Genomic DNA, 25724 nt, shown 5'->3' on the forward strand with positions numbered 1-25724 from the left:
TGAAAATGAGCAAACCAGTATTGGATATTAAAGATATTCCGTCACCACTTCAGTGGATTACGCTAAGTTTACAGCATTTATTTGCCATGTTTGGCGCCACAATCTTAGTACCATATTTAGTAGGACTGAGCCCGGCAATGGCTTTAATATCAAGCGGACTCGGCACACTTGCCTTTCTGTTAAATACAAAATGGCAAGTTCCCGCATACCTTGGATCTTCCTTTGCCTATATTGCTCCGATTATCGCAGCAAAAACAGCAGGAGGACCGGGGGCTGCTATGGCCGGAACCTTTCTTGCAGGCTTGGTATATGGGGTTATTGCACTTGTTATTAAAAAAGCCGGCTACCGCTGGATTATGAATTTGCTTCCACCGATTGTTGTAGGGCCTGTCATTATCGTAATTGGTCTTGCTTTGGCGGGAACAGCCGTTAATATGGCCATGAATAACCCTAAGGGAGAATATAGTTTACTGCACTTTTCCGCAGCATTAGTGACGCTTGCGGCAACAATCATCTTTTCCATCTATGCAAAAAAGATGTTAAGTCTAATACCAATTCTCGGCGGAATTATCGTTGGGTATCTATACTCATTGGCGGTTGGTTTGGTGGACTTATCACCAGTAAGAAAAGCTGCCATTTTTGAAATTCCGGATTTTCTCATACCGTTTGTCGATTATAAAGTAAATGTAACATTGGATCTTATTCTTCTTATGGTTCCGGTCGCGATTGTGACATTATCAGAGCATATTGGTCATCAGCTTGTGTTGAGCAAGGTTGTCGGACGCGATCTTATTAAAAAGCCGGGGCTTCATCGTTCCATTTTGGGAGATGGTAGCTACCATGATTTCTGCTCTGATTGGCGGACCTCCAAAAACAACATATGGTGAAAATATCGGTGTACTTGCGATTACACGTGTATACAGTGTATATGTTTTAGCCGGAGCAGCTGTTTTTGCCATCATTTTCGGATTCATCGGAAAAGTAACGGCACTGATCAGCTCCATTCCGACACCTGTCATGGGCGGTGTATCCATCCTGTTATTTGGAATCATTGCATCATCAGGCTTACGGATGCTTGTTGACAGTAAAATCGACTTTGGCGATAAGCGAAATCTCGTCATTTCATCTGTCATTCTTGTCATCGGAATTGGCGGAGCGTTTATTAAAGTATCTGATCAGTTCCAAATTCAAGGAATGGCACTGGCAGCCATTTTAGGCGTTATGCTTAATCTGATTCTGCCTGGCAGAGAAGAAGTGAAAGATAATATGTTTCAGTTAGAAAGTGAAGAGGATAAAGACTATGTGGCATAAACTCACCTTTTAATGAAGTCCAGAGAGGCTTGAAAGGGTGTTGAACAAGCCGGTTTTTGCAAAAAGCTATAAAGCTCTTTTTGCCTGAACTAGCATGTTTTCGATTTTCAACACCCTGACGAAATGTCTGGGTGTTTTTTTAAGTATAAGAAAGTATATTTTTCTGGACTTTGAAAACTGTCCAGCTCCAGCGCCTAGGCCCTCGAGGTCGCCTCACGCCTGCCAATGAAGTCAAAAAACGACTTCACCGGCAGGCCCTCCAGCGCTTGTCGGGCCTGAGCGAGGCGCTTGCGCTTTTCTAATGAGAGACCAACCGGGAGGCTGTTAAGGATGAGACAATTGCTTACCACAACAGAATTGACAATTGAAGACATTCACGAAATTTTATCGGATGCAGAGGAGTTTGCGGAAGGAAAGATATGGAGGCCGAATAAACAAACCTTTGTTTCAAATCTGTTTTTTGAGCCGAGTACGAGGACAAAATGCAGTTTTGAAATAGCAGAAAGAAAACTCGGGCTTGAAGTTATACCTTTTGAAGTGAGCACATCCAGTGTGTTAAAAGGAGAAACCCTCTATGACACTGTAAGGACTCTTGAATCAATAGGCGTCAGTGCGGTTGTCATCAGGCATAACAAAGACAGATACTTTGATGAGCTTGTAAATCGGGTGCAGATCCCGCTCATCAATGCAGGAGACGGGTGCGGTCATCATCCAACACAGTCGCTTCTTGATCTATTAACAATAAAACAAGAATTCGGCGGTTTTAATGGAATTAAAGTCGCCATTATCGGGGATATACGCCACAGCCGTGTTGCAAGGTCAAATGCCGATGCATTGCTACGTCTAGGTGCAGAGGTTGTGTTTTCCGGACCGGAAGAATGGTTTGATAAAAGTCTTTTAGAATATGGTCATTATGAAGAGATCGATTTCGCCATCCGGACAGCAGACGTTGTTATGCTTTTAAGGATTCAACACGAGCGCCATGAAGCGAAAGGATTCAAATCAGCCAGTGAGTATCACGAAGCGTTCGGTTTAACAGAGGCAAGAGAAAAAACAATGAAATACGGAAGCATAATTATGCATCCGGCACCAGTGAACCGGAATGTTGAAATTGCCGACAGTTTAGTTGAATGTGAACGATCAAGAATTTTTAAACAAATGCAAAACGGAGTTTACGTTAGAATGGCAGTATTAAAACGTGCATTGGAGAAACAAGAGGGAGGTAAGGTAAATGTCATTAATCATCAAAAATGGCCGGTTGCTTACTAAAGAGGGATATTTTCAAACAGCTGACATTTACATTGAAAACGGAAAAATACAAGAAATTAATGAAAGCTTATATAAAGAAGCAGATGAAGTTATTGATGCAGAAGGACTCTTCATTTCTCCGGGGTTTATTGACCTCCATGTCCATTTAAGAGAACCGGGCGGCGAGAAAAAAGAGACGATTGAAACGGGAACAATGGCTGCGGCGAAAGGAGGATTCACAACCATTGCCGCAATGCCGAATACTCGTCCGGTTCCTGATTCAAAAGAGCAAATGGAATGGCTAATGAAGCGGATAAATGAAACTGCACATGTAAAAGTGCTGCCTTATGCCTCAATTACCGTAAGGGAACTTGGCGAAGAAATAACAGACTTTGAAGCGTTAAAAGAGTCCGGGGCATTTGCCTTTACCGATGACGGCGTTGGTGTCCAATCAGCAAAAGTCATGTTCGAGGCGATGAAAAAAGCAGCCAAAATCGATATGCCGATTGTTGCCCACTGTGAGGAAAACACTTTAATTAATAAAGGTTCGGTCCATGAAGGAGTTTTTTCAGAAAAATACGGATTGAACGGAATTCCATCGGTATGTGAATCTGTACATATTGCGAGAGATGTTTTGCTCGCAGAAGCTGCCGGATGCCACTACCATGTTTGCCATATCAGTACGAAAGAATCTGTAAGAGTTGTTCGGGATGCAAAGCGTGCCGGAATACATGTCACAGCTGAAGTGACACCCCATCATTTGCTTTTATGCGATGAGGATATTCCGGGGCTTGATGCCAATTACAAAATGAATCCTCCACTGAGAGGAAGCGAAGACCGAAAAGCATTAATCGAAGGTCTTTTGGATGGAACGATTGATTTTATCGCTACAGATCATGCCCCGCATACAGCCGAAGAAAAGGCTGAAGGAATGAAACTGGCACCATTCGGAATTGTTGGCTTGGAAACAGCATTTCCACTTTTATACACTCACTTTGTAAAAAAAGAAATCTTCTCATTAAGTAACTTGATTAATTTTTTAACGGTAAAACCGGCAGAAACATTTGGATTAAAGACAGGAAAGATTGAGGTTGGCGCTCCGGCTGACATTGTCTTAATCGACTTGGATCATAAAGAAACGATTGACCCCAATAAATTCCTCTCAAAAGGAAAGAATACACCATTTGCAGGCTGGGAGTGTCAAGGCTGGCCTGTAATGACAATCGTTGATGGAAAAATTGTTTGGACAAAAAGGGGTGTTACTGCATGAAAAAACAGCTGATACTTGAAGATGGAACGATTTTTATCGGAGAGGGATTTGGAAGTGATGTCAATAAAATTGGAGAAGTAGTCTTTAATACCGGAATGACCGGCTATCAAGAGGTCCTTTCAGATCCATCTTATTGCGGACAAATCGTCACATTCACCTATCCTTTAATCGGAAATTACGGGATTAACAGGGATGACTTTGAGTCAATAAGTCCTGCGATTAGTGGTTTGATTGTGAAAGAAACAGCTGAATTTCCTTCAAACTGGAGAAGTGAAAAACCGCTCGATCAATTTTTAAAATTAAAAAATATCCCTGGAATTGCAGGGGTCGATACAAGGAAGCTTACGAGGATTATCCGGAAATACGGAACATTAAAAGGGGCAATTTGCAATATCGATGAAGATGCAAATGAGGTTCTTGAGAAGCTTCGCGCTGTTCGGTTAAGAACTGATCAAGTAAAACAAGTTTCAACAAAACAACCATATCCAAGCCCCGGAAGAGGAAAACGCATAGTCTTAGTGGATTTCGGGATGAAACATGGCATTTTAAGAGAATTAAACAAAAGGGATTGTGACGTTGTTGTTGTTCCTTATGATACGACAGCCGAAGAAATCTTGAATTTAAGCCCGGATGGTGTGATGCTGTCAAACGGACCCGGAGATCCAAAAGATGTGCCGGAAGCGATCGAGATGATCAGCGGGATTTTAGGAAAGGTTCCTTTGTTTGGAATCTGTCTCGGCCATCAATTATTTGCGCTTGCTTGCGGTGCCAATACAGTGAAAATGAAGTTCGGACACAGAGGTTCCAATCATCCTGTAAAAGATTTGGAAACCGGGAAAGTGGCTCTGACATCGCAAAATCATGGCTATACAGTTGAAAAAGAATCTATTAAAGAAACAAGGCTGGAAGTGACACACATCGCTTTAAATGACGGAACAATTGAAGGCTTGAAACATTTGGACGTTCCTGCGTTCACTGTTCAATACCATCCGGAAGCATCACCGGGACCTGAAGATGCCAACAACCTATTCGATAAGTTTTTGCAAATGATTGAATTGGAAAAAGGGGAAGGTGCTCACATATGCCAAAGCGTACAGATATAAAAAGCATTCTTGTCATTGGGTCAGGACCTATTGTCATCGGCCAGGCGGCAGAATTTGATTATGCAGGAACACAGGCTTGCATTGCTTTGAAAGAAGAAGGGTACAAAGTAATACTTGTTAATTCGAATCCGGCAACAATTATGACTGATACGGAAATTGCCGACGTCGTTTATATTGAACCGTTGACCCTTGAATTTGTGAGCAGAATTATCCGGAAAGAACGTCCTGATGCGATCTTACCTACCCTAGGCGGGCAAACGGGTTTAAATCTTGCAGTGGAGCTAGCAAAATCAGGTGTGCTCGATGAGTGCGGGGTTGAAATTTTAGGAACAAAGCTTTCGGCGATCGAAAAAGCAGAAGACCGTGAATTATTCAGAAGCTTAATGAATGAACTCGGCGAGCCTGTACCGGAAAGTGAAATCATTCATACGCTTGAAGAAGCTTTTCAATTTGTGAATGAAGTTGGTTATCCGGTCATTGTACGCCCGGCGTTTACACTCGGGGGAACGGGCGGCGGAATTTGCAATAATGAAGAAGAGCTTGTGGAAATTGTGACGAGCGGTCTGAAAAACAGTCCTGTAAATCAATGTCTTCTCGAAAAGAGTATAGCGGGCTATAAAGAAATCGAATATGAAGTGATGCGGGATTCAAATGATAATGCCATCGTTGTTTGTAACATGGAAAACATCGATCCGGTCGGAATACATACCGGAGATTCGATTGTTGTGGCGCCGAGCCAGACGTTAAGTGACCGTGAATACCAGCTTCTTCGAAATGCATCCTTAAAAATCATTCGCGCCCTGGGAATTGAAGGGGGATGCAACGTTCAGCTTGCCCTTGATCCGAACAGCTTTCACTATTACATCATTGAAGTGAATCCAAGGGTCAGCCGTTCATCAGCACTAGCTTCAAAAGCGACAGGCTACCCGATTGCCAAACTGGCAGCAAAAATTGCCGTTGGCTTGACGCTTGATGAAATGATGAACCCTGTAACCGGAAAGACGTATGCATGTTTTGAGCCGGCACTCGATTATGTTGTTACAAAAATTCCACGCTGGCCGTTTGATAAGTTTGAATCAGCAAACCGTTCTCTCGGAACCCAAATGAAAGCAACCGGGGAAGTGATGGCAATAGGGCGGACATTTGAAGAATCTCTTTTAAAAGCAATCCGTTCTCTTGAAGCGAATGTTTACCACTTTAAGCTAAACGATGCCGATCAAGTGGATGACGCTCTTTTAGAAAAGAGGATCAGAAAAGCCGGTGATGAACGTTTATTTTACATCGCAGAAGCACTTAATCGTGGAATCTCAATTGAAACAATCCACGAATGGAGCCAAATTGACCTGTTCTTCCTAAAGAAACTGGAAGGAATTATCCTTTTAGAAAAAGAACTGGCTGATTATCCATTCAACATCGAACTTGGAAAAAAAGCAAAACAAAAGGGATTTGCAGACAAGGTGCTGGCTGATCTCTGGGGTGCAACGGAAAAGGAAGTGTACAACTGGAGAAAGGAAAATGGAATCATCCCTGTTTATAAAATGGTGGATACATGTGCAGCCGAATTCGAATCGGATACACCGTACTACTATGGCACGTATGAAGAGGAAAATGAATCGGAAGTGACTGATAAACAGAGCGTCATTGTATTAGGATCCGGTCCAATCCGCATCGGGCAAGGGATTGAATTTGATTATGCAACCGTACATTCCGTCTGGGCGATTAAAGAAGCCGGCTATGAAGCCATCATCATCAACAATAACCCTGAAACTGTTTCAACAGATTTCAGCATTTCCGATAAGCTTTATTTTGAACCGCTCACACTTGAAGATGTCATGCATATTATTGATCTCGAAAAGCCCGCAGGCGTTGTTGTGCAGTTTGGCGGCCAAACGGCAATCAATTTAGCTGCCGGACTTGCAGAAAGAGGAGTGAAAATTCTTGGCACATCGCTTGAAAGCCTGGATCGGGCAGAGAACCGGGATAAGTTTGAACAAGCTTTATCGGAGTTAAACATCCCGCAGCCAAAGGGAAAAACAGCGATGTCTGTTGAGGAAGCGGTCCGAATTGCGGCTGAGATCGGCTACCCGGTCTTAGTAAGGCCTTCGTATGTGCTTGGCGGCAGGGCAATGGAAATTGTCTACAAAGAAGATGAACTGCTTCAGTATATGCAAAATGCCGTTAAAGTAAATCCGGAACATCCGGTATTAATTGACCGTTATTTAACAGGCAAGGAAATTGAAGTGGATGCGATATGTGACGGAGAACATGTACTTATTCCGGGAATTATGGAGCATATTGAAAGAGCAGGAGTACATTCCGGGGACTCGATTGCCGTCTATCCGCCTCAAAGTTTGTCTCTTAAAGTAAAAGAAAAACTGGTTGAATATACGGAAAAGCTTGCAAAAGGTTTAGGAATTATCGGTCTGTTAAACATTCAATACGTCGTTTCCAATGGGGAAGTTTATGTACTTGAAGTAAATCCTCGATCAAGCAGGACGGTTCCGTTCTTGAGTAAAATCACCAATGTTCCGATGGCGAAAATTGCGACAAAAGTGATTCTTGGAAAATCTCTAAAGGATCAGGGGTACACGGGCGGGCTCGTTCCTGAAAAGGACGGTGTATTCGTAAAAGTGCCGGTGTTCTCTTTTGCGAAATTAAGAAGAGTGGATATTACATTAGGACCTGAAATGAAGTCGACCGGTGAAGTAATGGGGAAAGACACAACCCTCGAAAAGGCGCTCTACAAAGGACTTGTAGCCTCTGGAATAAAGATTCAAAGATATGGAACAGTGTTATTGACGATTGCTGACAAGGATAAGGAAGAAGCACTTCAGCTTGCGAAGCGTTTCGCGGCGATTGGCTACCAGCTAATGGCTACAAGCGGAACTGCCCGATTCCTTGAACAAGAAGGTATCCATGTAACGGTAGTAGACAAGATCGGTTCTCAAGGTCCGGACCTCTTAGATGTCATCCGAAACGGTGAAGCCCAATTGGTGATTAACACATTAACAAAAGGAAAACAGCCTGCACGTGACGGTTTTCGAATCCGCCGTGAATCAGTCGAAAACGGTATTCCATGTCTGACTTCGCTAGATACAGCAGAAGCCATTTTACGAGTGATCGAATCAATGACTTTCTCTGCAGAAGCAATGGACCAGCCAATGAAAAAAAGGGAGGAGGTCCTGGCATGATCAAAACTGAATTGTGTTCGGTCGTTTCTCAACATGAGATTGCGGACTCCATTTATGAGCTCACCCTAAGCGGTGAGCTTGTCAATGACATGGATTCACCAGGCCAATTTGTTCATATAAAAGTGGGCGGCGGAAGCGATCCATTGTTAAGAAGGCCGATCAGCATTTCAAACATTAATAAGAAAGACCGCCGGTTTACAATGATTTATCGAAAACAAGGCAAGGGAACTTCCGCCTTAGCTGAAAAAAAGTACGGTGACAAAGTTGATGTACTAGGTCCTTTAGGCAATGGTTTCCCGCTTCACGAGGCACAAAAAGGGGAAACAGCTCTTCTTGTCGGCGGAGGCATCGGTGTACCCCCGTTATACGAATTATCGAAACGGTTGTTAAGTCAGGGAGTTAAGACGGTCCATGTACTTGGATTCCAGACAAAAGCGGCTGTTTTTTATGAAAAAGCTTTTTCGGAACTAGGACCGACTTTTATCGCGACAGCAGATGGATCACATGGAACGAAAGGTTTCGTTACCGATTGTATAAAACAAAAGGAAATCCAATTTGATGTGCTGTATGCTTGCGGACCAACACCGATGTTAAAAGCGCTTGAAACTGCGTATTTTGATAAAAAAGTTTATATATCGCTCGAGGAAAGAATGGGCTGCGGCATTGGAGCATGCTTTGCATGTGTTTGCCATACAAGTGATGATCCAAACGGCCATTCTTATAAAAAAATTTGCAGCGACGGTCCTGTCTTTAAAGCAGGGGAGGTAATTTTATGAATCGATTGAACGTGGAAATTCCGGGTTTAAGCTTGAAAAATCCGGTTATGCCGGCATCCGGATGTTTCGGTTTCGGTAAGGAATACAGCCAGTTTTATGATTTGAGCATCCTTGGAGCAATCATGATTAAAGCAACAACCCTTGAACCGAGATTCGGCAACCCTACTCCCCGTGTTGCTGAAACATCATCCGGTATGCTGAATGCAATTGGTTTGCAAAATCCGGGATTAGAGAAAGTGTTGACAGAAGAACTTCCACGACTCGAACAATATGATGTTCCGATTATCGCCAATGTAGCAGGCTCCCGTGAAGAAGAGTATGTGGCCGTTGCAAAAGAAATTTCCAAAGCTCCGAATGTTCATGCACTTGAATTAAACATTTCATGTCCGAACGTAAAAACAGGCGGAATTGCGTTTGGAACGATTCCTGAGGTTGCGAAAAATTTAACGAAACAAGTAAAAGAAGTTTCAGAAGTTCCTGTGTATGTAAAGCTTTCACCGAATGTCACAAATATTGTTGAAATCGCGAAAGCAGTGGAAGACGGGGGAGCAGATGGTTTAACGATGATTAACACGCTTGTTGGCATGAGAATTGATGTAAAATCGGGCAAGCCGATTTTGGCAAACGGGACGGGAGGCCTTTCCGGTCCGGCAATTAAGCCTGTTGCGATCCGGATGATTTATGAAGTCAGCCAGCATGTGTCGCTTCCGATTATCGGCATGGGCGGCATTCAATCAGCAGAAGATGTCATCGAATATTTTTATGCCGGGGCGAGCGCAGTTGCCGTCGGAACAGCCAATTTTATCGATCCATATATTTGCCCGAAAATAATTGAAGAGTTGCCTCAATTATTGACTGAACTTGGGATTGACCATATTTCCGAGTGCACAGGAAGGAGCTGGAAAAAACGTGGACACTCCGCTTATCATTGCTCTTGATTTTGGCCGAAAACAAGAGGTCTTCGAATTTCTTAAACATTTTCAAGGAGAAAAACTGTTTTTAAAGGTCGGAATGGAACTTTTTTATCAAGAAGGTCCGGCTATTATTTATGAATTAAAGGAAAAAGAGCATCGAATTTTTCTTGATCTAAAGCTTCATGATATTCCTAATACTGTCAAAAGTGCAATGAAGGGGCTTGCCCGGCTTGGCTGCGATCTTGTAAATGTCCATGCTGCAGGCGGAAAAGAAATGATGATGGCAGCTCTTGAAGGACTCGAAGCCGGAACAATATCAGGCAATAACAGGCCAGGCTGTATTGCCGTAACGCAGCTGACAAGCACCTCAGAGGAGCAGATGAAAAGAGAACAGCTAATTGGTGTTTCCCTTGAAGAATCAGTCTTACATTATGCTTCGTTGGCGAAAGAGGCAGGACTTGACGGAGTTGTTTGTTCCACACATGAAGCTGCGAAAATTCGAAATCAAGTTGGTGATTCTTTTTGGACGGTAACCCCGGGCATCAGGTTAACAGAGGATGATACCCACGATCAAAAGCGGGTTGCCACACCGGAATTGGCCAGAAAAAATGGTGCAACAGCGATTGTCGTCGGACGCTCGATTACGAGGTCAAAAGAGCCGTTCGAAAGCTATCAAACGATTAAAAAGCAATGGGAAGGGGTACTGCTATGAAACGATACATTGCAGAAAAATTACTGGAAATCGGTGCTGTTTCTTTAAAACCGAATGATCCATTTACATGGGCATCAGGGCTCCGTTCCCCGGTTTATTGCGATAACCGGCTTACCCTTTCTTATCCGGAGGTAAGAAGAGAAATTGCCAAGGGTTTAAAAACATTAATAATGGAAAAATTCCCCGATGTTGAAATTGTTGCAGGAACTGCAACCGCTGGCATACCCCATGCAGCATGGGTCAGTGAATTGCTTGATTTGCCAATGTGCTATGTTCGCTCTAAGCCGAAAGGGCACGGCAAAGGAAATCAGATCGAAGGAAAAGTCGTGCAAGGCCAAAAGGTTGTTGTCATTGAAGATTTAATTTCAACGGGAGGCAGTGTCATTACTGCAGTTGAAGCATTGCGGGAAGCCGGCTGTCATGTCTTAGGGGCAGTTTCTATTTTTACTTACGAGCTGGAAAAAGGGAAAGAACTTCTTAAAGAAGCAAATGTTGCAGCATATTCGTTGACTGATTTTCCCTCCTTGAGCGAAATTGCAAAAGAGAAGGGATATATTGATCCTGTAGATATGGAGAAGCTTGCCGAATGGAGAAAAAATCCTGCAGAGTGGGGAAAAGAAAAATTAGACTTAAGATAGAGATAAGAAGGTAAGCATGGACCCGTGCTTACCTTTCTGTTTTTCCAGAAATATTTTGTTTCAATGCCAATACTAATTCTTCATCAGGTGTTACATATACGGTTTGCTGGTTTTCGTAAATCACAAACCCCGGTTTTGCTCCGCTTGGCTTTTTGACATATCGGACTTGCGTATAATCTACCGGTACTGAGCTTGAATTTCGCGCTTTACTGAAATAGGCGGCTAAATTTGCAGCTTCCATGATTGTTTTTTCTGTCGGAGTTTTGCTTCGAATGACGACATGGGATCCGGGTATATCTTTTGTGTGAAGCCAAATTTCATCTCTTCCGGCTAATTTATTTGTTAAATAATCATTTTGTTTATTATTTTTGCCGACTAAAATTTCTGTTCCATCAGAGGAAATATATTTGTCTAATATCGGTTTTGTATTTAGGTGCTTCTTATTTTGCTGTTTTTGGCGTTCTCGCAAGTAACCGCCCTCAATTAGTTCCTCTCTTATTTCCATAATATCTTTCGTTGATGCTGCTTCTAATTGCTGCAAAAGTGAATCGAAGTAGGAAACTTCCACTTTTGCTTTTTCGATTTGCTCTTGAATGACCGTAAGCGCATTTTTTGCTTTATGGTATTTTGTAAAATATTTTTGGGCGTTTTCCGAAGGGGATTTTTGTGGATCAAGCGGAATCACAATCGTCCCGTTATTTTCATCATAATAATTCATTACTTCAATTTCTTCCATCCCTTTTTGAACAGCATATATATTTGCTGTTAATAATTCGCCGTACAATTGAAACTTCTCGGCTTTTTTCGCTTCTTCCAGTTCAGATTGAAGCTTTTCAATTTTCTTTATGTTCTTTTCTTTTTCATTAATGATAAACCGCTCCAGGTCATTTGCCTGCTGTTTCACTCTGTCGCGTTCTGCTTTGCCAAAATAATAGCGGTCAAGCAATTCACTTAAAGATGAAAAAACTTTATGTTCGCCTTTCAAATGTTCAAGCGGATATAGGTAAAAAGATTCTTTGCTGCTGCCGTAAGTTATCGCCGGGATGTACTCGTTATTTTTGATTTTTTCCATATATGTTAAAAATGTTTTTGGCAGTGTCATCCGGTTTGCCATTCCTGACTGAAAGATCATTTCTTTTGCAAACAGCGGTGAAATCCCTGAAAATTGATCAACTAGCTGTTTATCAAGTTTGCCGGCATTAAAATCAAGCCGTTTTAAAATTTCGTGCTCGTCTGCTAAGAAAGGATCAAATTTGTTTTGTTCCGGAGGAGCAATGTATTCGTAACCAGGGAGAACAGCCCTGTGCGTATTTACGGCGAAGGATACATGTTTGATGCTGTCTAAAATGGTGTTAGTAGCTTTATCGATTAAAATGATATTGCTGTGGCGCCCCATTATTTCGACGATGAGTTGCTTATATGATACATCCCCGATTTCGTCCCTTCCTTTTACATCAAACACAATGATCCGGTCGAGGCCTTCCTGATATATATTTTCGAGGATAAAACCTTCTAAATGCTTCCTGAGAAGCATGCAAAACATTGGCGGTTCAGTTGGATTATCAAACGATTCATTCGTCAGCTGCACTCTCGCGTAGCTCGGATGAACAGACAACAGAAGTTTATGGTTACTGCCGTTTGCCCGTACGGTTAGGATTATTTCATTTTTGGAAGGCTGGTGTATTTTATTAATTCTTCCGCCATTTATTTTTTGGGAAAGTTCGTTAACCATCGCTCTTGTAAATAAACCATCAAATGCCATGAGGGATACATCCTTTACTATAGTCTTTTTTAATAGTTTATATCATAGCATAAAAAAGCATTTTTTCGGACAAGGTTGAATAAGCTTTCTTTAGGATGAAGACAACGCTTGTCTATTTCTAAAGGAGGAAGTGTGATGGCCGCATGAAGTTCCATGAAATGAGCGAAAGGGAAGTAGAACAATCATTAAAAACGAATTTTTCCGCGGGCTTAACCGAAGATGACGTTAAGAAACGGAGAAAACAGTTTGGCTATAATGTGTTAGCTGAAGGAGAAAAGCAATCTGCTTTGCTCTTATTTTTTAGTCAATTTAAAGATTTTATGGTGCTGGTTCTTTTGGCAGCTACTTTGATTTCAGGTTTGCTTGGTGAATATATTGATGCAATTGCCATTATTGCAATTGTTATCATCAATGGCTTTCTTGGATTTTTTCAGGAACGTAAAGCAGAGAAATCGCTGCAGGCACTTAAAGAACTGTCCGCTCCGCAAGTGAACGCTTTAAGAGAAGGCAAGTGGGTAAAGGTTCCTTCAAGAGAAGTTGTTGTTGGTGATTTAATAAAGTTTTCAAGCGGTGACAGAATAGGTGCGGATGTAAGATTAATAGCAGTAAACAGCCTTGAAATTGAAGAGTCGGCATTAACGGGAGAATCATTGCCTGTTCAGAAATCAACCGATCCTTTATCAGGAGAACATATGGGAATTGGCGACATGGAAAATATGGCGTTTATGGGGACGATGGTAACCCGCGGAAGTGGGATAGGTGTTGTCGTTGCTACGGGCATGAAAACAGCGATGGGGAAAATAGCCGATTTGTTGGAGAACGCTGAAATGATGGAAACGCCATTACAGCGCCGCCTAGAACAACTTGGGAAAATCCTTATAACCACTGCTCTTCTCTTAACAGTCCTTGTTGTCATCGTCGGTATTCTCCAAGGCCATGATTTATATACGATGTTCCTTGCCGGCGTTTCATTGGCCGTTGCAGCGATTCCCGAGGGACTGCCTGCCATTGTGACAGTTGCCCTGTCTCTCGGTGTTCAACGGATGATAAAAAAGAATGCAATTGTCCGAAAACTGCCGGCAGTTGAAACTCTCGGCTGTGCATCGGTTATATGTTCTGATAAGACAGGAACAATGACTCAAAATAAAATGACAGTTACCCACTTATGGAGCGGAGGCTCTGTTTGGACTGTTGATGGCGTCGGATACGAACCGACCGGAAAATTTTACATGAATGAAAACATGATCGACCTAAAAAAAGAAAAAGCTTTGCAGCAGCTTCTCATGTTCGGGATGCTTTGTAATCATGCGGAAGTGATAAGAAGAAACAACGATTACATGATTGATGGAGATCCGACAGAAGGAGCCTTGCTTGTATCCGCAATGAAGGCAGGATATTCAAAGGAAACCCTTTTAAATCAATATGAAATCGTACATGAATTTCCTTTTGATTCTACACGAAAAATGATGAGTGTGATCGTTAAGGACCGGAACGGCCGCCAATTCGTTGTTACAAAAGGGGCTCCAGATGTTCTGATCGGGGTATGTGAATCGATTCTTTGGGATGGAAAACTTCAATATTTTTCAAAAGAGATGAGAAGCAATGCCCAAAATGCCATAAATGATCTTGCTTCAAAGGCATTGCGAACGATTGCAATCGGTTATAAAGCGATCCCGGCAAAAACAGTAATTTTAGATGAAAAAGAAGCTGAAAAAGACTTAATATTGATCGGTCTGCAAGGAATGATCGATCCTCCTAGGCCCGAAGTGAAAACAGCCGTAAAAGAATGCCGGGAAGCAGGGATTAAAACAGTCATGATCACCGGTGACCACGTCATTACCGCAAAGGCGATTGCCGCTCAGCTCGGGATCCTCTCAGAAGAAGCAAGAGTCATTGATGGAAAAACTTTATCAGAAATGTCAATCAGTGAACTGGAAGATGTCGTTGATGAAATATCTGTATTTGCCCGAGTATCTCCTGAACATAAGCTAAAAATCGTGAAAGCATTACAAAATAAGGGCCATATTGTTGCAATGACGGGCGACGGCGTGAATGATGCACCTGCAATAAAAGCTGCGGATATTGGCGTTGCGATGGGAATTACTGGTACGGATGTCGCAAAAGAGGCATCATCGCTCGTTCTATTGGATGATAACTTCGCAACAATCAAATCAGCGATTAAAGAAGGAAGAAACATATACGAGAATATTAGAAAGTTTATCAGATATTTACTAGCCTCAAATGTAGGGGAAATCCTTGTCATGTTGTTCGCGATGCTTCTTGCCCTTCCGCTTCCGCTAGTGCCGATTCAAATATTATGGGTGAATCTTGTAACAGATGGTTTGCCTGCAATGGCACTGGGACTTGATCAGCCTGAAGAAAATGTTATGAAAAGAAAACCGCGGAATCCGAAAGAAGGAGTTTTTGCAAGGGGGCTTGGCTGGAAGGTCATTTCAAGAGGTTTTCTAATAGGCGGTGTAACGTTGGCAGCCTTTATGACAGCATATTACCGATATCCTGATAACCTTATCTATGCACAAACAGTAGCTTTCGCAACGTTAGTTCTCGCCCAGCTCATCCATGTGTTTGATTGCAGAAGTGAGCGTTCTGTTTTCTCACGAAATCCTTTTGGGAATCACTACTTGAACTGGGCAGTTTTATCATCAATAATCTTAATGCTGATTGTTATCTACTATCCGCCGCTTCAGTCGATTTTCCATACCGTTCCGATCTTATTGAATGATTGGCTGTTGATTGGGGGTCTTGCTTCTATTCCAACTTTTTTACTGGCAGGGTCATTTTTGACAAGAAAAACAATATGAAATGTGTTATAATCCTAAAGGTAATAGAGATGCCTCTATTACCTTTTTTATAGTTGTTTGCTCCGAGCGCCATGGCCCTGAGATCGTAAGCCATTCCTCTTCAGAGGGCAGGGTCTGTCCTTTCGAGGACTGTCTTACGCTTGTCGCCTAAAGATGAGCGCTCTCTGATTTCATATTTATTCGTTTCTTTAATGGATTGGATGTGTTGGAAATGGTCGTAAGCATGACAGGGTTTGGCAGAGGAAAAGCCGAATCATCCGAGTTTTCAGTGACAGCAGAGATAAAATCTGTCAACCATCGTTTTTGTGAATTCCATATCCGTATGCCTCGCCAGTTATTAAAAATTGAAGACAAAATTAAAAAAAAGTTGGCAGAAACGATTCAAAGAGGCAGAGTCGAAGTTTTCATAACAATCGGTGGAACGGGGATTGTTACCCGTAAGGTGAATGTTGACTGGAACTTGCTTGATGAATATTATCATTACATAGAAAAAATAAAAGAACGATATCATTTATCAAACGATGTACCGCTTAAAGTTTTGCTTGAGCGGGATGAAATCATAACAATCGAAGAAGAAGAAGCTGAGAATGAAGAACTTGAAAAGCTTGTTCTAACAGCTGTAGAAGATGCTGCTTCCGACTTGAATAAAATGCGGAGATTAGAAGGTGAAGCTCTTGAAAAAGATTTGTACATCCACTTAAAAAAATTGAATGATCAAATTCATTCAGTGGAAAATCTGGCGCCAACTGTCGTTGAACATTATCGAAAAAGACTTGCAAAACGAATGGAAGATCTGCAAGCCGGAGAAATTGACGAAGCCCGGATTTTAACGGAAACAGCGATCTTTGCCGATAAAGCAGACATCAGTGAAGAATTAGCAAGATTAAAAAGCCATATCCTTCAATTTGACAAAACGGTGAAACTTCATGAACCGGTCGGCAGAAAGCTCGATTTCTTAGTTCAAGAAATGAACAGGGAAGTGAACACGATCGGCTCAAAAGCAAATGACTACAATATTGCAAATGCAGTTGTAGAGATGAAAAGCTTGCTCGAAAAAATCAAAGAACAACTTCAGAATATCGAGTGAATGCCGTTTAGAAATGAAGACTTGCGGTCAAAATAAATAACTAATGATTGGAGGACCAGTATGTCCATAAAATTAATTAATATCGGGTTTGGAAACATTGTTTCAGCCAACCGGATTATATCTATTGTAAGTCCCGAGTCTGCACCAATAAAAAGGATCATTCAGGATGCGCGTGACCGAGGATCCTTGATTGATGCAACATATGGAAGACGAACACGGGCAGTAATTGTTATGGACAGTGACCATGTCATTTTATCTGCTGTCCAGCCTGAAACCGTTGCCCATCGATTAAATGACCGAGATGAAATAATAGATGAAGGGTAGGATTTTTCATGCAAGAAAAAGGATTGCTTATTGTTCTTTCCGGACCATCCGGTGTAGGGAAAGGAACTGTCCGCAAGGAGATTTTTTCCCAGCCCGATATTGCGTTTGAATACTCCATTTCAATGACGACAAGACCCCCCCGCGAGGGAGAAGTGGATGGAGTTGATTATTTTTTTAAAACGAGAGAAGAATTTGAAGAACTGATCAAACAGGGAAAACTGCTGGAATACGCTGAATTTGTAGGAAATTATTATGGCACCCCGATTGATTATGTTGAGGAAACTCTCAACGCAGGGAAGGATGTATTCCTTGAAATTGAAGTTCAGGGAGCTCGCCAAGTTAGGGAAAAATTTCCTGATGGCTTATTTATCTTTTTAATGCCGCCAAGTTTATCAGAACTTAAAAACAGGATTGTTACCCGTGGAACAGAAACGGAAGAAGTGATAAATAATCGAATGACGGTGGCGCGGGAAGAGATCGAAATGATGAGTTTATACGACTATGTCGTCGAAAATGACCGGGTTGAACTTGCTGTAGAGCGGATTAAAGCGATTGTAATCGCTGAGCATTGCCGCAGGGAGAGAGTTGAACACCGTTATAAGAAAATGTTGGAGGTAGAATAACGATGCTTTATCCATCAATAGATGAATTAATGAAAAAAATAGATTCAAAATACTCGCTCGTTACGGTAGCTGCAAAAAGAGCGAGGGATATACAGCAAAATGGCAAACTAAGTTTGGATCATTACGTTTCCCATAAATTTGTAGGCAAAGCTTTGGAGGAAATTTACATGGACCGGCTCCACTTTACGACAGATTCCTCCAAAAAAGAGGTACAAGAAGATTAATTTACTGTAAAATAACAACCTAGCTATTTTAGGTTGTTATTTTTATGTATGTCGAATGGAAAATGTCGAAAAAGGTGAAAAAAACAAATCGTTCTTGCATAATAGAAGTATCAAATTTTATGGTCATAAAACAGCTGTTTTTATAGGCTTAAAAAATGGAGGATTTTTATATGCTCGTCGGAAAAAAAATATTATTTTGTGTTACGGGAGGAATAGCAGTTTATAAAGCTGCTGCCCTTACAAGCAAGTTGACTCAAGCCGGTGCAGAAGTAAAAGTAATTATGAGCGAATCAGCAGCGAAGTTTGTAGCTCCGCTAACTTTTCAGGCGTTGTCCAGAAACGAAGTATTTACAGATACATTTGATGAAAAAAACCCGAAGGTGATTGCCCATATTGACTTGGCAGATTGGGCGGATCTTGTATTGGTAGCACCTGCTACTGCGAATGTGATCGGGAAGCTTGCAAACGGAATTGCAGATAATATGATCACCACTACACTTCTTGCAACGACTGCTCCGGTTTGGATTGCTCCTGCTATGAATGTTCATATGTATGATCATCCTGCCGTACAGAAAAATATTGAGCAATTATACAATTATGGATACCGGTTTATTGAACCATCCGAAGGGTATTTGGCGTGCGGATATGTCGGCAAAGGCAGGCTGGAAGAACCTGAAAAAATCGTTTCCATAATTACAGATTTTTTTAACAAGAAAAAAGGCCCTTTTGCGGGAAAGACCGTTCTCGTAACGGCAGGACCAACCAGGGAAAAAATTGACCCTGTTCGCTACATTACGAACCGATCATCCGGAAAAATGGGTTATGCAATTGCGGAAGAAGCGGCTAGAAGCGGAGCAAATGTGATTCTTGTTTCCGGTCCGGTCAATCTTCCGGTACCACGAGGAGTCACTTTCGTGAATGTCGAAAGTGCCAAAGAAATGTATGATGCAGTAATGGAACGGTATAGCGAAGTCGACGTTGTCATTAAAACAGCAGCAGTTGTTGACTATAGACCAAAATATCCGGTTGATCATAAAATGAAAAAACAAGATGGAGATCAAATATTAGAATTGGAACGGACAAAAGATATCTTACTGGAACTTGGGCAAAAAAAGGAAAAGCAAATCTTAGTCGGGTTTGCGGCGGAAACCGACCAAGTTGAAGAATATGCCAAACAAAAATTATTGAAAAAAAACGCGGATATGATTGTGGCCAATAATGTAAAGGCAGAAGGAGCCGGATTTGATACGGAAACAAATATCGTAACCATCTTTAAGAGGAACGGAACATCTGAACATTTGCCGTTAATGTCAAAAAAAGAAGTCGCAAAAAAGATTTTAAAGGAAGTTTCCCTTCTCTTGGAAGGTGAAAGTAAGTGAACATTGCAAGTGTGATTGTTGATGTACCTGCAAAGCAAACGGACAAGACATTTGATTATTTAATACCTGAGATATGGAAAGATGTGATCCAGCCGGGAATGAGAGTGACCGTTCCCTTTGGCCCTCGCAAAATACAAGGATTTGTCACACAAATTAAAAGTTCATCCGATTTCGATCAATTAAAAGAAATAACGGAACCGATGGATTTGAATCCGGTGTTGACAAAAGAACTTTTGTCGCTTGGGGACTGGCTGACAGAACATGCTCTTTGCTACAAAATTTCAGCCTATCAGGCGATGCTTCCTGCGGCGCTTAAAGCAAAATATCAAAAGAAATTAAGACTAACTGATGGTACAGATATCAGTGATTTGCCGCAAGACCTTCAAACTTTATTTGCTGATCGCGAATTAATTCTATGGGAAGAGATTGTAAAAAAGGGGCTTGTTTCCAAGTTTCAAAAAGAAGCAGCAAAAGGTACTGTAGAGGTTATATATGAGGTAAAGGAAAAAGTAAAGAAAAAACGGGTAAAACATATTTTTCCGCTTTTAAGCCGGGAACAGCTCGAGATTGAAAAGGAGAAGCTTCCTCCTAAAGCCTCAAAGCAAAAAGAAGCAATTGATTATTTCATAAAGAACTCTGAACCGATAGAATTGCGGCGGCTTACGGATGAATTTGGATTTTCTTCCGGGGCGGTTAAAGGGTTGATTGCAAAAAAAATACTAGGTGAAAAATTGGTTGAAGTATATCGAAACCCATTTGAAAATCGTAGATTTGTTAAGACTGAGCCGCTAAAATTAACAGAGGACCAAGCGAAAGCAATCGGACCAATTTTATCATCGATTGAAAACAATGAGCATGAGGTATTTCTCCTTTACGGGGTTACCGGCAGCGGTAAAACAGAGATTTATTTGCAATCCATTCAAAATGTGATTGAAAAAGGAAAAGAAGCAATTGTCCTTGTCCCGGAAATATCTTTAACACCGCAAATGGTAACTAGATTTAAAGGCAGATTTGGAGATCAAGTTGCCGTGCTTCACAGCGGTTTGTCTCAAGGAGAAAAGTATGATGAATGGCGGAAAATTCAGCGGAAGGAAGTAAAGGTGGCAGTCGGAGCCAGGTCAGCCATTTTTGCACCGTTTGAAAATATCGGAATCATTATCATTGATGAAGAACATGAAACAAGCTATAAACAGGAAGAAACCCCCCGTTATCATGCAAGAGATGTCGCTATTCAAAGAGCAAAATACCATGGGTGTCCGGTCGTTTTAGGTAGTGCAACTCCATCATTGGAATCCTTTGCGAGGGCTAAAAAAAGTGTTTATCATTTATTGACCCTTTCAAATCGGATGAATAACCAGGCGCTTCCGGCCGTAGAGATCGTTGATATGAGAGAAGAACTAAGATCAGGAAACAGATCGATGTTTTCAAGGGTTCTCCTGGAAAAGCTGAAAAACAGATTAGAGAAAAATGAACAGACTGTTTTATTACTAAATAAGCGCGGCTACTCTTCCTTTGTCATGTGCCGTTCTTGCGGCTACGTTTTAAATTGCCCGCATTGTGATATTTCTTTGACATACCACCGATTCAACGAACAAATGAAATGCCATTATTGCGGATATGAACAGCATGTTCCCGTTCTTTGTCCTGAATGCCAAAGTGATCATATTCGTTATTTTGGAACCGGAACGCAAAAAGTTGAAGAAGAACTGGCTAAAATTTTGCCTGAAGCAAGAGTCATTCGGATGGATGTGGATACGACGAGCAGAAAAGGAGCACATGAGCGCCTCCTCAATGATTTTCAGGAAGGAAAGGCGGATATACTTTTAGGTACACAAATGATTGCCAAAGGTCTGGATTTTCCAAATATAACACTTGTTGGGGTGTTATCGGCAGATACAATGCTCCATCTTCCGGATTTTCGGTCTTCGGAAAAAACGTTTCAGCTGTTAACCCAGGTTAGCGGCAGGGCGGGACGGCATGAATTAGAAGGGGAAGTTGTCATTCAAACATACAGTCCGGAACATTATAGTGTTGAGCTGGCAGGTGATCAGGACTACGATCGCTTTTACCAAAAGGAAATGATGATCCGCAAGATCCATAAATATCCTCCGTTTTACTACATTTCTCTCGTAACGGTAAGCCATGAACAATTGATGAAGGTTGTGTCGGTAACCGAGAAAATTTCAACCTTTTTACGGTCAAGGTTATCAAATGAAGCGATTGTTCTCGGGCCTGTTGCATCGCCGGTTCCCCGCATCAATGATAGATATCGTTATCAATGTTTGATAAAATACAAACGTGAGCCTGAACTCGGCAAAGCTTTAAAAGCGGTATTAGACCGATATCAGCAAGAGATTGCTTCTGATGGGTTACAAATCTCTATCGATCTTAATCCATATATTTTAATGTAACGGTTATGAAGATGATTGAATTAGCCGAAAATGAATATATACAAGAAAAATGGAGGACCAGCATTGGCAGTAAAGAAAATTGTCACATATCCAGCTGAAATATTAGAACAGGAATGTGAGCCTGTTACGGTTTTTGATAAAAAACTTTCTAAACTTCTTAATAATATGTACGATACAATGATTGAATATGATGGAGTAGGATTGGCGGCTCCGCAAATAGGAGTGAATAAGCAAGTAGCCATCGTCGATATTGATGATGAAAAAGGCACGATTGAATTAATAAACCCGGAAATCATGGAAACTTCAGGAGAACAAACAGGTCCTGAAGGATGTTTAAGCTTTCCGGGACTTTACGGCGAGGTTACACGTCCTTATTTTGTAAAAGTGAAAGCACAGGATCGGAAAGGAAAACCTTTTATTCTTGAAGCAGAGGATTTTCTCGCCAGAGCGATCCAGCATGAAATTGATCATCTGAACGGTGTCCTGTTTACTTCAAAAGTGACAAGATACTTGGAAGAAGATGAGTTGGAAGGGTTGGAAGGCGAATGACGAAAATTGTATTTATGGGAACGCCCGATTTTTCAGTTCCCATCTTGAAGCAGCTTATTCAGGACGGATACGAAATAATTGGAGTTGTTACCCAGCCTGACAGGCCAGTGGGAAGAAAAAAAATCTTGACACCGCCGCCGGTGAAAGTAGAAGCAGAAAAACACGGAATTCCTGTTTTTCAACCTGAAAAAATCCGCAACCCGGAAGAACTTGAAAAAATCCTGGCTCTTAAGCCGGATTTAATTGTTACAGCTGCCTTTGGACAAATATTGCCAAAGGAATTGTTGGATGCCCCGAAGTATGGCTGCATTAATGTCCATGCTTCGCTTTTGCCCGAACTTCGCGGCGGTGCGCCGATCCACTACGCAATTTTGCAGGGCAAGAAAAAAACGGGAATTACGATTATGTATATGGTTGAAAAATTAGATGCAGGGGATATATTGACCCAGTCGGAAGTAATGATCTCGGATGAAGACACTGTCGGAACGCTGCATGACAAATTAAGTGAAACAGGTGCAAAACTGTTATCGGAAACGATACAGAAACTTATTAAAGGTGAGCTTAAGCCTGTTCCGCAAAATGAAGAAGAAGCGACATTTGCATATAACATAAAAAGAGAACAAGAAAGAATAGACTGGTCAAAAAGCGGTGAAGAAATCTATAACCATATTCGCGGAATGAATCCATGGCCTGTTGCCTATACAACGATGAATCATTCAGTATTAAAAATTTGGCGCGGTGAAAAGGTTCCTGCCAAGGAAAAATCTGAACCCGGAACAATTTTAGCAATATCCAAAGACGGGATTATCGTTTCAACTGGAGATGATACAGCTATAAAGATTACGGAACTTCAACCTTCAGGGAAAAAGCGGATGACGGCGGAACAATTTTTGCGCGGGGCCGGCTCTCAAATAACGGTCGGAACAAGATTAGGAGAAGAGCATGAAGGGTAAAAAAAACGTTCGTGAAATAGCTTTAGATCTACTTGAATCAATTGAAAAGAACCAGTCATACAGCAATTTATTGTTAAATAGCAAGATTGAAAGAAAAGAAATCGATCAAAAAGATGTCGGGCTTTTGACAGAATTAACTTACGGAACACTGCAGCGCCAAATAACACTCGATTATTTTTTAAAACCATTTATTAAGAAAAAGCCCGATAGGTGGGTTTTGCATTTATTACGGCTGACACTGTACCAAATGGTATATTTAGATAAAATTCCTGACCGGGCATCGATATTTGAAGCAGTGGAAATCGCAAAAAAACGCGGCCATAAAGGGATTGCAAGTATGGTAAACGGAGTATTAAGAAGCATCCAAAGGGAAGGTCTTCCTTCATTGGAAAATATTAAAGATCCGATTGATCGGCTGGCCGTTGAAACGAGTCATCCTGTATGGCTCGTCAAGAGGTGGAATGACCAATTTGGGTTTGAGAGAACAAAAAAAATGTGTGAAACCAATTTAACTGCTCCTCTCCAAACAGCAAGAGTCAACGTGACAAAAATCAGCAGGGACGAGTGTTTGCAGCTGTTAGAAAACGAAGGCTTCAATGTAGCGGCCAGCCCAATCATTCCTGAAGCGATTAGATGTCTAAAAGGCAATCTGGCTGCATCCAATGCATTTAATGAAGGCCTGATTACGATTCAGGACGAAAGTTCCATGCTTGTCGCTTATGCACTGAATATTGAAGAAAACAATACCGTTCTTGATGCATGCGCTGCGCCGGGAGGGAAATCAACCCATATTGCTGAAAGGCTAAATAAAACCGGTAAAGTGATTTCCCTCGACCTCCATGACCATAAAGTGAAACTTATTGGCGTAACTGCTGAGCGCCTCGGGCTAAACAATATTGAAGCAAAGGTATTAGACTCAAGGCTTGCACCCGAACATTTTGCCGCTGAATCATTTGACAGGATTCTTCTTGATGCACCTTGTTCAGGCCTTGGTGTAATGAGAAGAAAACCGGACATAAAATATACAAAGATGGAAGAGGATTTATACAAGTTAAAACAAGTGCAGCAAGATTTGTTAAATGCTGTTGCCCCTCTTCTGAAAAAAGGCGGAATTTTAGTTTACAGCACATGTACGGTTGAAAAGGAAGAAAACCAAGAAGTAGTCGAAAGTTTCTTAAAGGGAAATGATTTATTTGAAGGCGACGAAACTCTTAAGGAGCGAATGCCGGAAGCGGTTAAGCCCTTTGTCGACGATTTTATGATGCAAATTCTTCCACAGGATTTTGGATCAGACGGATTTTATATTGCTTGCTTAAGAAAGAAGGTGTAATCAGTTGGAACAAACAATCGCAACTGAGAAAAATACTGCTAAAGAAATGAAGAAACCTTCCATATATTCATTACAGCTTCACGAATTAAAGGACTGGTTAAAAGAGCGTAACGAAAAGGCATTTCGTGCTGAGCAAATTTTTGATTGGCTGTACAAAAAAAGAGTTTCTGATTTTGAAGAAATGAGCAACTTGCCGAAAACATTAAGAGAAATGCTTAAAGATCATTTTACACTGACAACTTTAAAGACGATAATAAAACAGACGTCACTTGACGGAACGATTAAATTTTTATTTGAATTGCATGATGGATATTCGATTGAAACGGTGTTAATGCGGCATGATTATGGAAATTCGGTTTGTGTTACAACTCAAGTCGGCTGCCGGATTGGCTGTACATTTTGTGCATCTACTTTAGGAGGGTTGAAACGCAATTTAGAAGCCGGAGAAATTGTTGCTCAGGTCGTGAAAGTGCAACAGGCGCTTGATGAAACCGGGGAACGTGTAAGTTCAGTTGTTATTATGGGGATTGGCGAACCATTTGACAACTATGATCAAATGCTTTCCTTTCTGAAAATCGTCAATCATGATAAAGGGTTAAATATCGGTGCACGCCACATTACTGTTTCAACGAGCGGAATTATTCCAAAAATTTATCAGTTTGCTGATGAAAACATGCAAATCAATTTTGCAATTTCGCTCCATGCGCCAAATACCGAACTTAGAAGCAGGCTGATGCCTATTAACAGAGCTTATAAGCTGCCTGATTTAATGAAAGCTGTACGCTACTACATTGAAAAAACCGGCAGAAGGGTAAGTTTTGAGTACGGCTTGTTCGGAGGGGTTAATGACCAGGAAGAGCATGCTGAAGAACTTGCTAATCTCATAAAAGGGATAAAATGTCATGTAAACCTGATTCCTGTCAATTATGTGCCTGAAAGAAATTATGTAAGAACTCCGAGAAATCAGATTTTTAAATTTGAGAAAACATTAAAAAAACACGGCATTAACGTAACGATTCGGAGAGAGCACGGTCATGACATAGATGCGGCATGTGGACAACTTCGTGCAAAGGAGCGGAAAGAGGAGACGAGGTGAT

General features: G+C 41.4%; 20 protein-coding genes and 1 pseudogene. 20 read left to right on the forward strand and 1 reads right to left on the reverse strand.

Translation table 11 applies throughout. The features are described from left to right. Positions 1–5 precede the first annotated feature (5 nt). From C0966_RS03525 to pyrE, 9 genes and pseudogenes are all read left to right on the forward strand, one after another. Positions 6–1311 (forward strand): annotated as a pseudogene (locus tag C0966_RS03525) (solute carrier family 23 protein). Positions 1312–1641: 330 nt separating this feature from the next. Then, a complete protein-coding gene (locus C0966_RS03530) occupies positions 1642–2580 on the forward strand; it encodes an aspartate carbamoyltransferase catalytic subunit (protein WP_274853824.1) in 939 nt (312 codons plus the stop codon). After that, positions 2543–3829 (forward strand): dihydroorotase, encoded by a 1287-nt coding sequence (locus C0966_RS03535; protein WP_274853825.1) that lies wholly within the window; start codon positions 2543–2545, stop codon positions 3827–3829. The genes C0966_RS03530 and C0966_RS03535 overlap by 38 nt, the downstream gene beginning before the upstream one ends. Further along, the gene (locus C0966_RS03540) at positions 3826–4932 is read left to right on the forward strand and encodes a carbamoyl phosphate synthase small subunit (protein WP_274853826.1); all 1107 of its coding nucleotides are present in this window, start codon (positions 3826–3828) and stop codon (positions 4930–4932) included. Before C0966_RS03535 ends, C0966_RS03540 begins: the two co-directional genes overlap by 4 nt. Further along, on the forward strand, positions 4911–8123 hold the full coding sequence (gene carB / locus C0966_RS03545) for a carbamoyl-phosphate synthase large subunit (RefSeq protein ID WP_274853828.1): 3213 nt from the start codon (positions 4911–4913) through the stop codon (positions 8121–8123). Before C0966_RS03540 ends, carB begins: the two co-directional genes overlap by 22 nt. Next, a complete protein-coding gene (locus C0966_RS03550) occupies positions 8120–8899 on the forward strand; it encodes a dihydroorotate dehydrogenase electron transfer subunit (protein ID WP_274853829.1) in 780 nt (259 codons plus the stop codon). Before carB ends, C0966_RS03550 begins: the two co-directional genes overlap by 4 nt. Further along, positions 8896–9837 carry a dihydroorotate dehydrogenase gene (locus C0966_RS03555; protein ID WP_274853830.1) on the forward strand — a complete coding sequence of 314 codons (942 nt, stop codon included), beginning with the start codon at positions 8896–8898 and terminating at the stop codon, positions 9835–9837. The genes C0966_RS03550 and C0966_RS03555 overlap by 4 nt, the downstream gene beginning before the upstream one ends. Continuing rightward, positions 9809–10525 carry an orotidine-5'-phosphate decarboxylase gene (pyrF, locus tag C0966_RS03560; protein ID WP_274853831.1) on the forward strand — a complete coding sequence of 239 codons (717 nt, stop codon included), beginning with the start codon at positions 9809–9811 and terminating at the stop codon, positions 10523–10525. The genes C0966_RS03555 and pyrF overlap by 29 nt, the downstream gene beginning before the upstream one ends. Further along, positions 10522–11163 carry an orotate phosphoribosyltransferase gene (gene pyrE, locus C0966_RS03565; protein ID WP_274853833.1) on the forward strand — a complete coding sequence of 214 codons (642 nt, stop codon included), beginning with the start codon at positions 10522–10524 and terminating at the stop codon, positions 11161–11163. The genes pyrF and pyrE overlap by 4 nt, the downstream gene beginning before the upstream one ends. Before the next feature lie 28 nt (positions 11164–11191). Here the strand turns inward: pyrE and C0966_RS03570 are convergent, their stop codons facing one another. Beyond that, entirely contained in the window at positions 11192–12925 is a 1734-nt protein-coding gene (locus C0966_RS03570; protein WP_274853834.1) for an Rqc2 family fibronectin-binding protein, read from the reverse strand. A gap of 143 nt (positions 12926–13068) precedes the next feature. Here C0966_RS03570 and C0966_RS03575 point away from each other — a divergent pair, with 143 nt between their 5' ends. The 11 genes from C0966_RS03575 to rlmN all read left to right on the forward strand — a co-directional run bounded on the left by C0966_RS03575 (position 13069) and on the right by rlmN (position 25723). Then, positions 13069–15747, forward strand: a complete 2679-nt coding sequence (locus C0966_RS03575; protein WP_274853835.1) for a cation-translocating P-type ATPase — start codon at positions 13069–13071, stop codon at positions 15745–15747. A gap of 211 nt (positions 15748–15958) precedes the next feature. Further along, positions 15959–16834 carry a YicC/YloC family endoribonuclease gene (locus tag C0966_RS03580; protein WP_274853836.1) on the forward strand — a complete coding sequence of 292 codons (876 nt, stop codon included), beginning with the start codon at positions 15959–15961 and terminating at the stop codon, positions 16832–16834. Between the two features lie 60 nt (positions 16835–16894). After that, the gene (remA, locus tag C0966_RS03585; RefSeq protein WP_003350261.1) at positions 16895–17158 is read left to right on the forward strand and encodes an extracellular matrix/biofilm regulator RemA; all 264 of its coding nucleotides are present in this window, start codon (positions 16895–16897) and stop codon (positions 17156–17158) included. An 8-nt stretch (positions 17159–17166) separates the two neighbouring features. Further along, entirely contained in the window at positions 17167–17781 is a 615-nt protein-coding gene (gene gmk / locus C0966_RS03590) for a guanylate kinase (RefSeq protein WP_274853837.1), read from the forward strand. 2 nt (positions 17782–17783) lie between these two features. Then, positions 17784–18005, forward strand: coding sequence for a DNA-directed RNA polymerase subunit omega (gene rpoZ, locus C0966_RS03595; protein ID WP_274853838.1), 222 nt, complete (start codon positions 17784–17786; stop codon positions 18003–18005). Positions 18006–18175: 170 nt separating this feature from the next. Beyond that, positions 18176–19384: a bifunctional phosphopantothenoylcysteine decarboxylase/phosphopantothenate--cysteine ligase CoaBC gene (gene coaBC / locus C0966_RS03600; RefSeq protein WP_274853839.1), complete on the forward strand. Its 1209-nt coding sequence runs from the start codon at positions 18176–18178 to the stop codon at positions 19382–19384. Then, a complete protein-coding gene (gene priA / locus C0966_RS03605; RefSeq protein ID WP_274853840.1) occupies positions 19381–21795 on the forward strand; it encodes a primosomal protein N' in 2415 nt (804 codons plus the stop codon). Before coaBC ends, priA begins: the two co-directional genes overlap by 4 nt. A 63-nt stretch (positions 21796–21858) precedes the next feature. Continuing rightward, entirely contained in the window at positions 21859–22344 is a 486-nt protein-coding gene (gene def, locus C0966_RS03610; RefSeq protein ID WP_274853841.1) for a peptide deformylase, read from the forward strand. Then, positions 22341–23297: a methionyl-tRNA formyltransferase gene (gene fmt / locus C0966_RS03615; RefSeq protein WP_274853842.1), complete on the forward strand. Its 957-nt coding sequence runs from the start codon at positions 22341–22343 to the stop codon at positions 23295–23297. Before def ends, fmt begins: the two co-directional genes overlap by 4 nt. Continuing rightward, positions 23287–24627 (forward strand): 16S rRNA (cytosine(967)-C(5))-methyltransferase RsmB, encoded by a 1341-nt coding sequence (gene rsmB / locus C0966_RS03620; protein ID WP_274853843.1) that lies wholly within the window; start codon positions 23287–23289, stop codon positions 24625–24627. The genes fmt and rsmB overlap by 11 nt, the downstream gene beginning before the upstream one ends. A 46-nt stretch (positions 24628–24673) precedes the next feature. Next, complete coding sequence (rlmN, locus tag C0966_RS03625; RefSeq protein ID WP_274855703.1) at positions 24674–25723, forward strand: 23S rRNA (adenine(2503)-C(2))-methyltransferase RlmN; 1050 nt, start codon at positions 24674–24676, stop codon at positions 25721–25723. The last annotated feature ends 1 nt before the right edge of the window (position 25724 follow it).

The organism is Bacillus methanolicus (genome assembly GCF_028888695.1).
GTDB classification, from domain to species: Bacteria; Bacillota; Bacilli; order Bacillales; family Cytobacillaceae; genus Bacillus_Z; species Bacillus_Z methanolicus_B.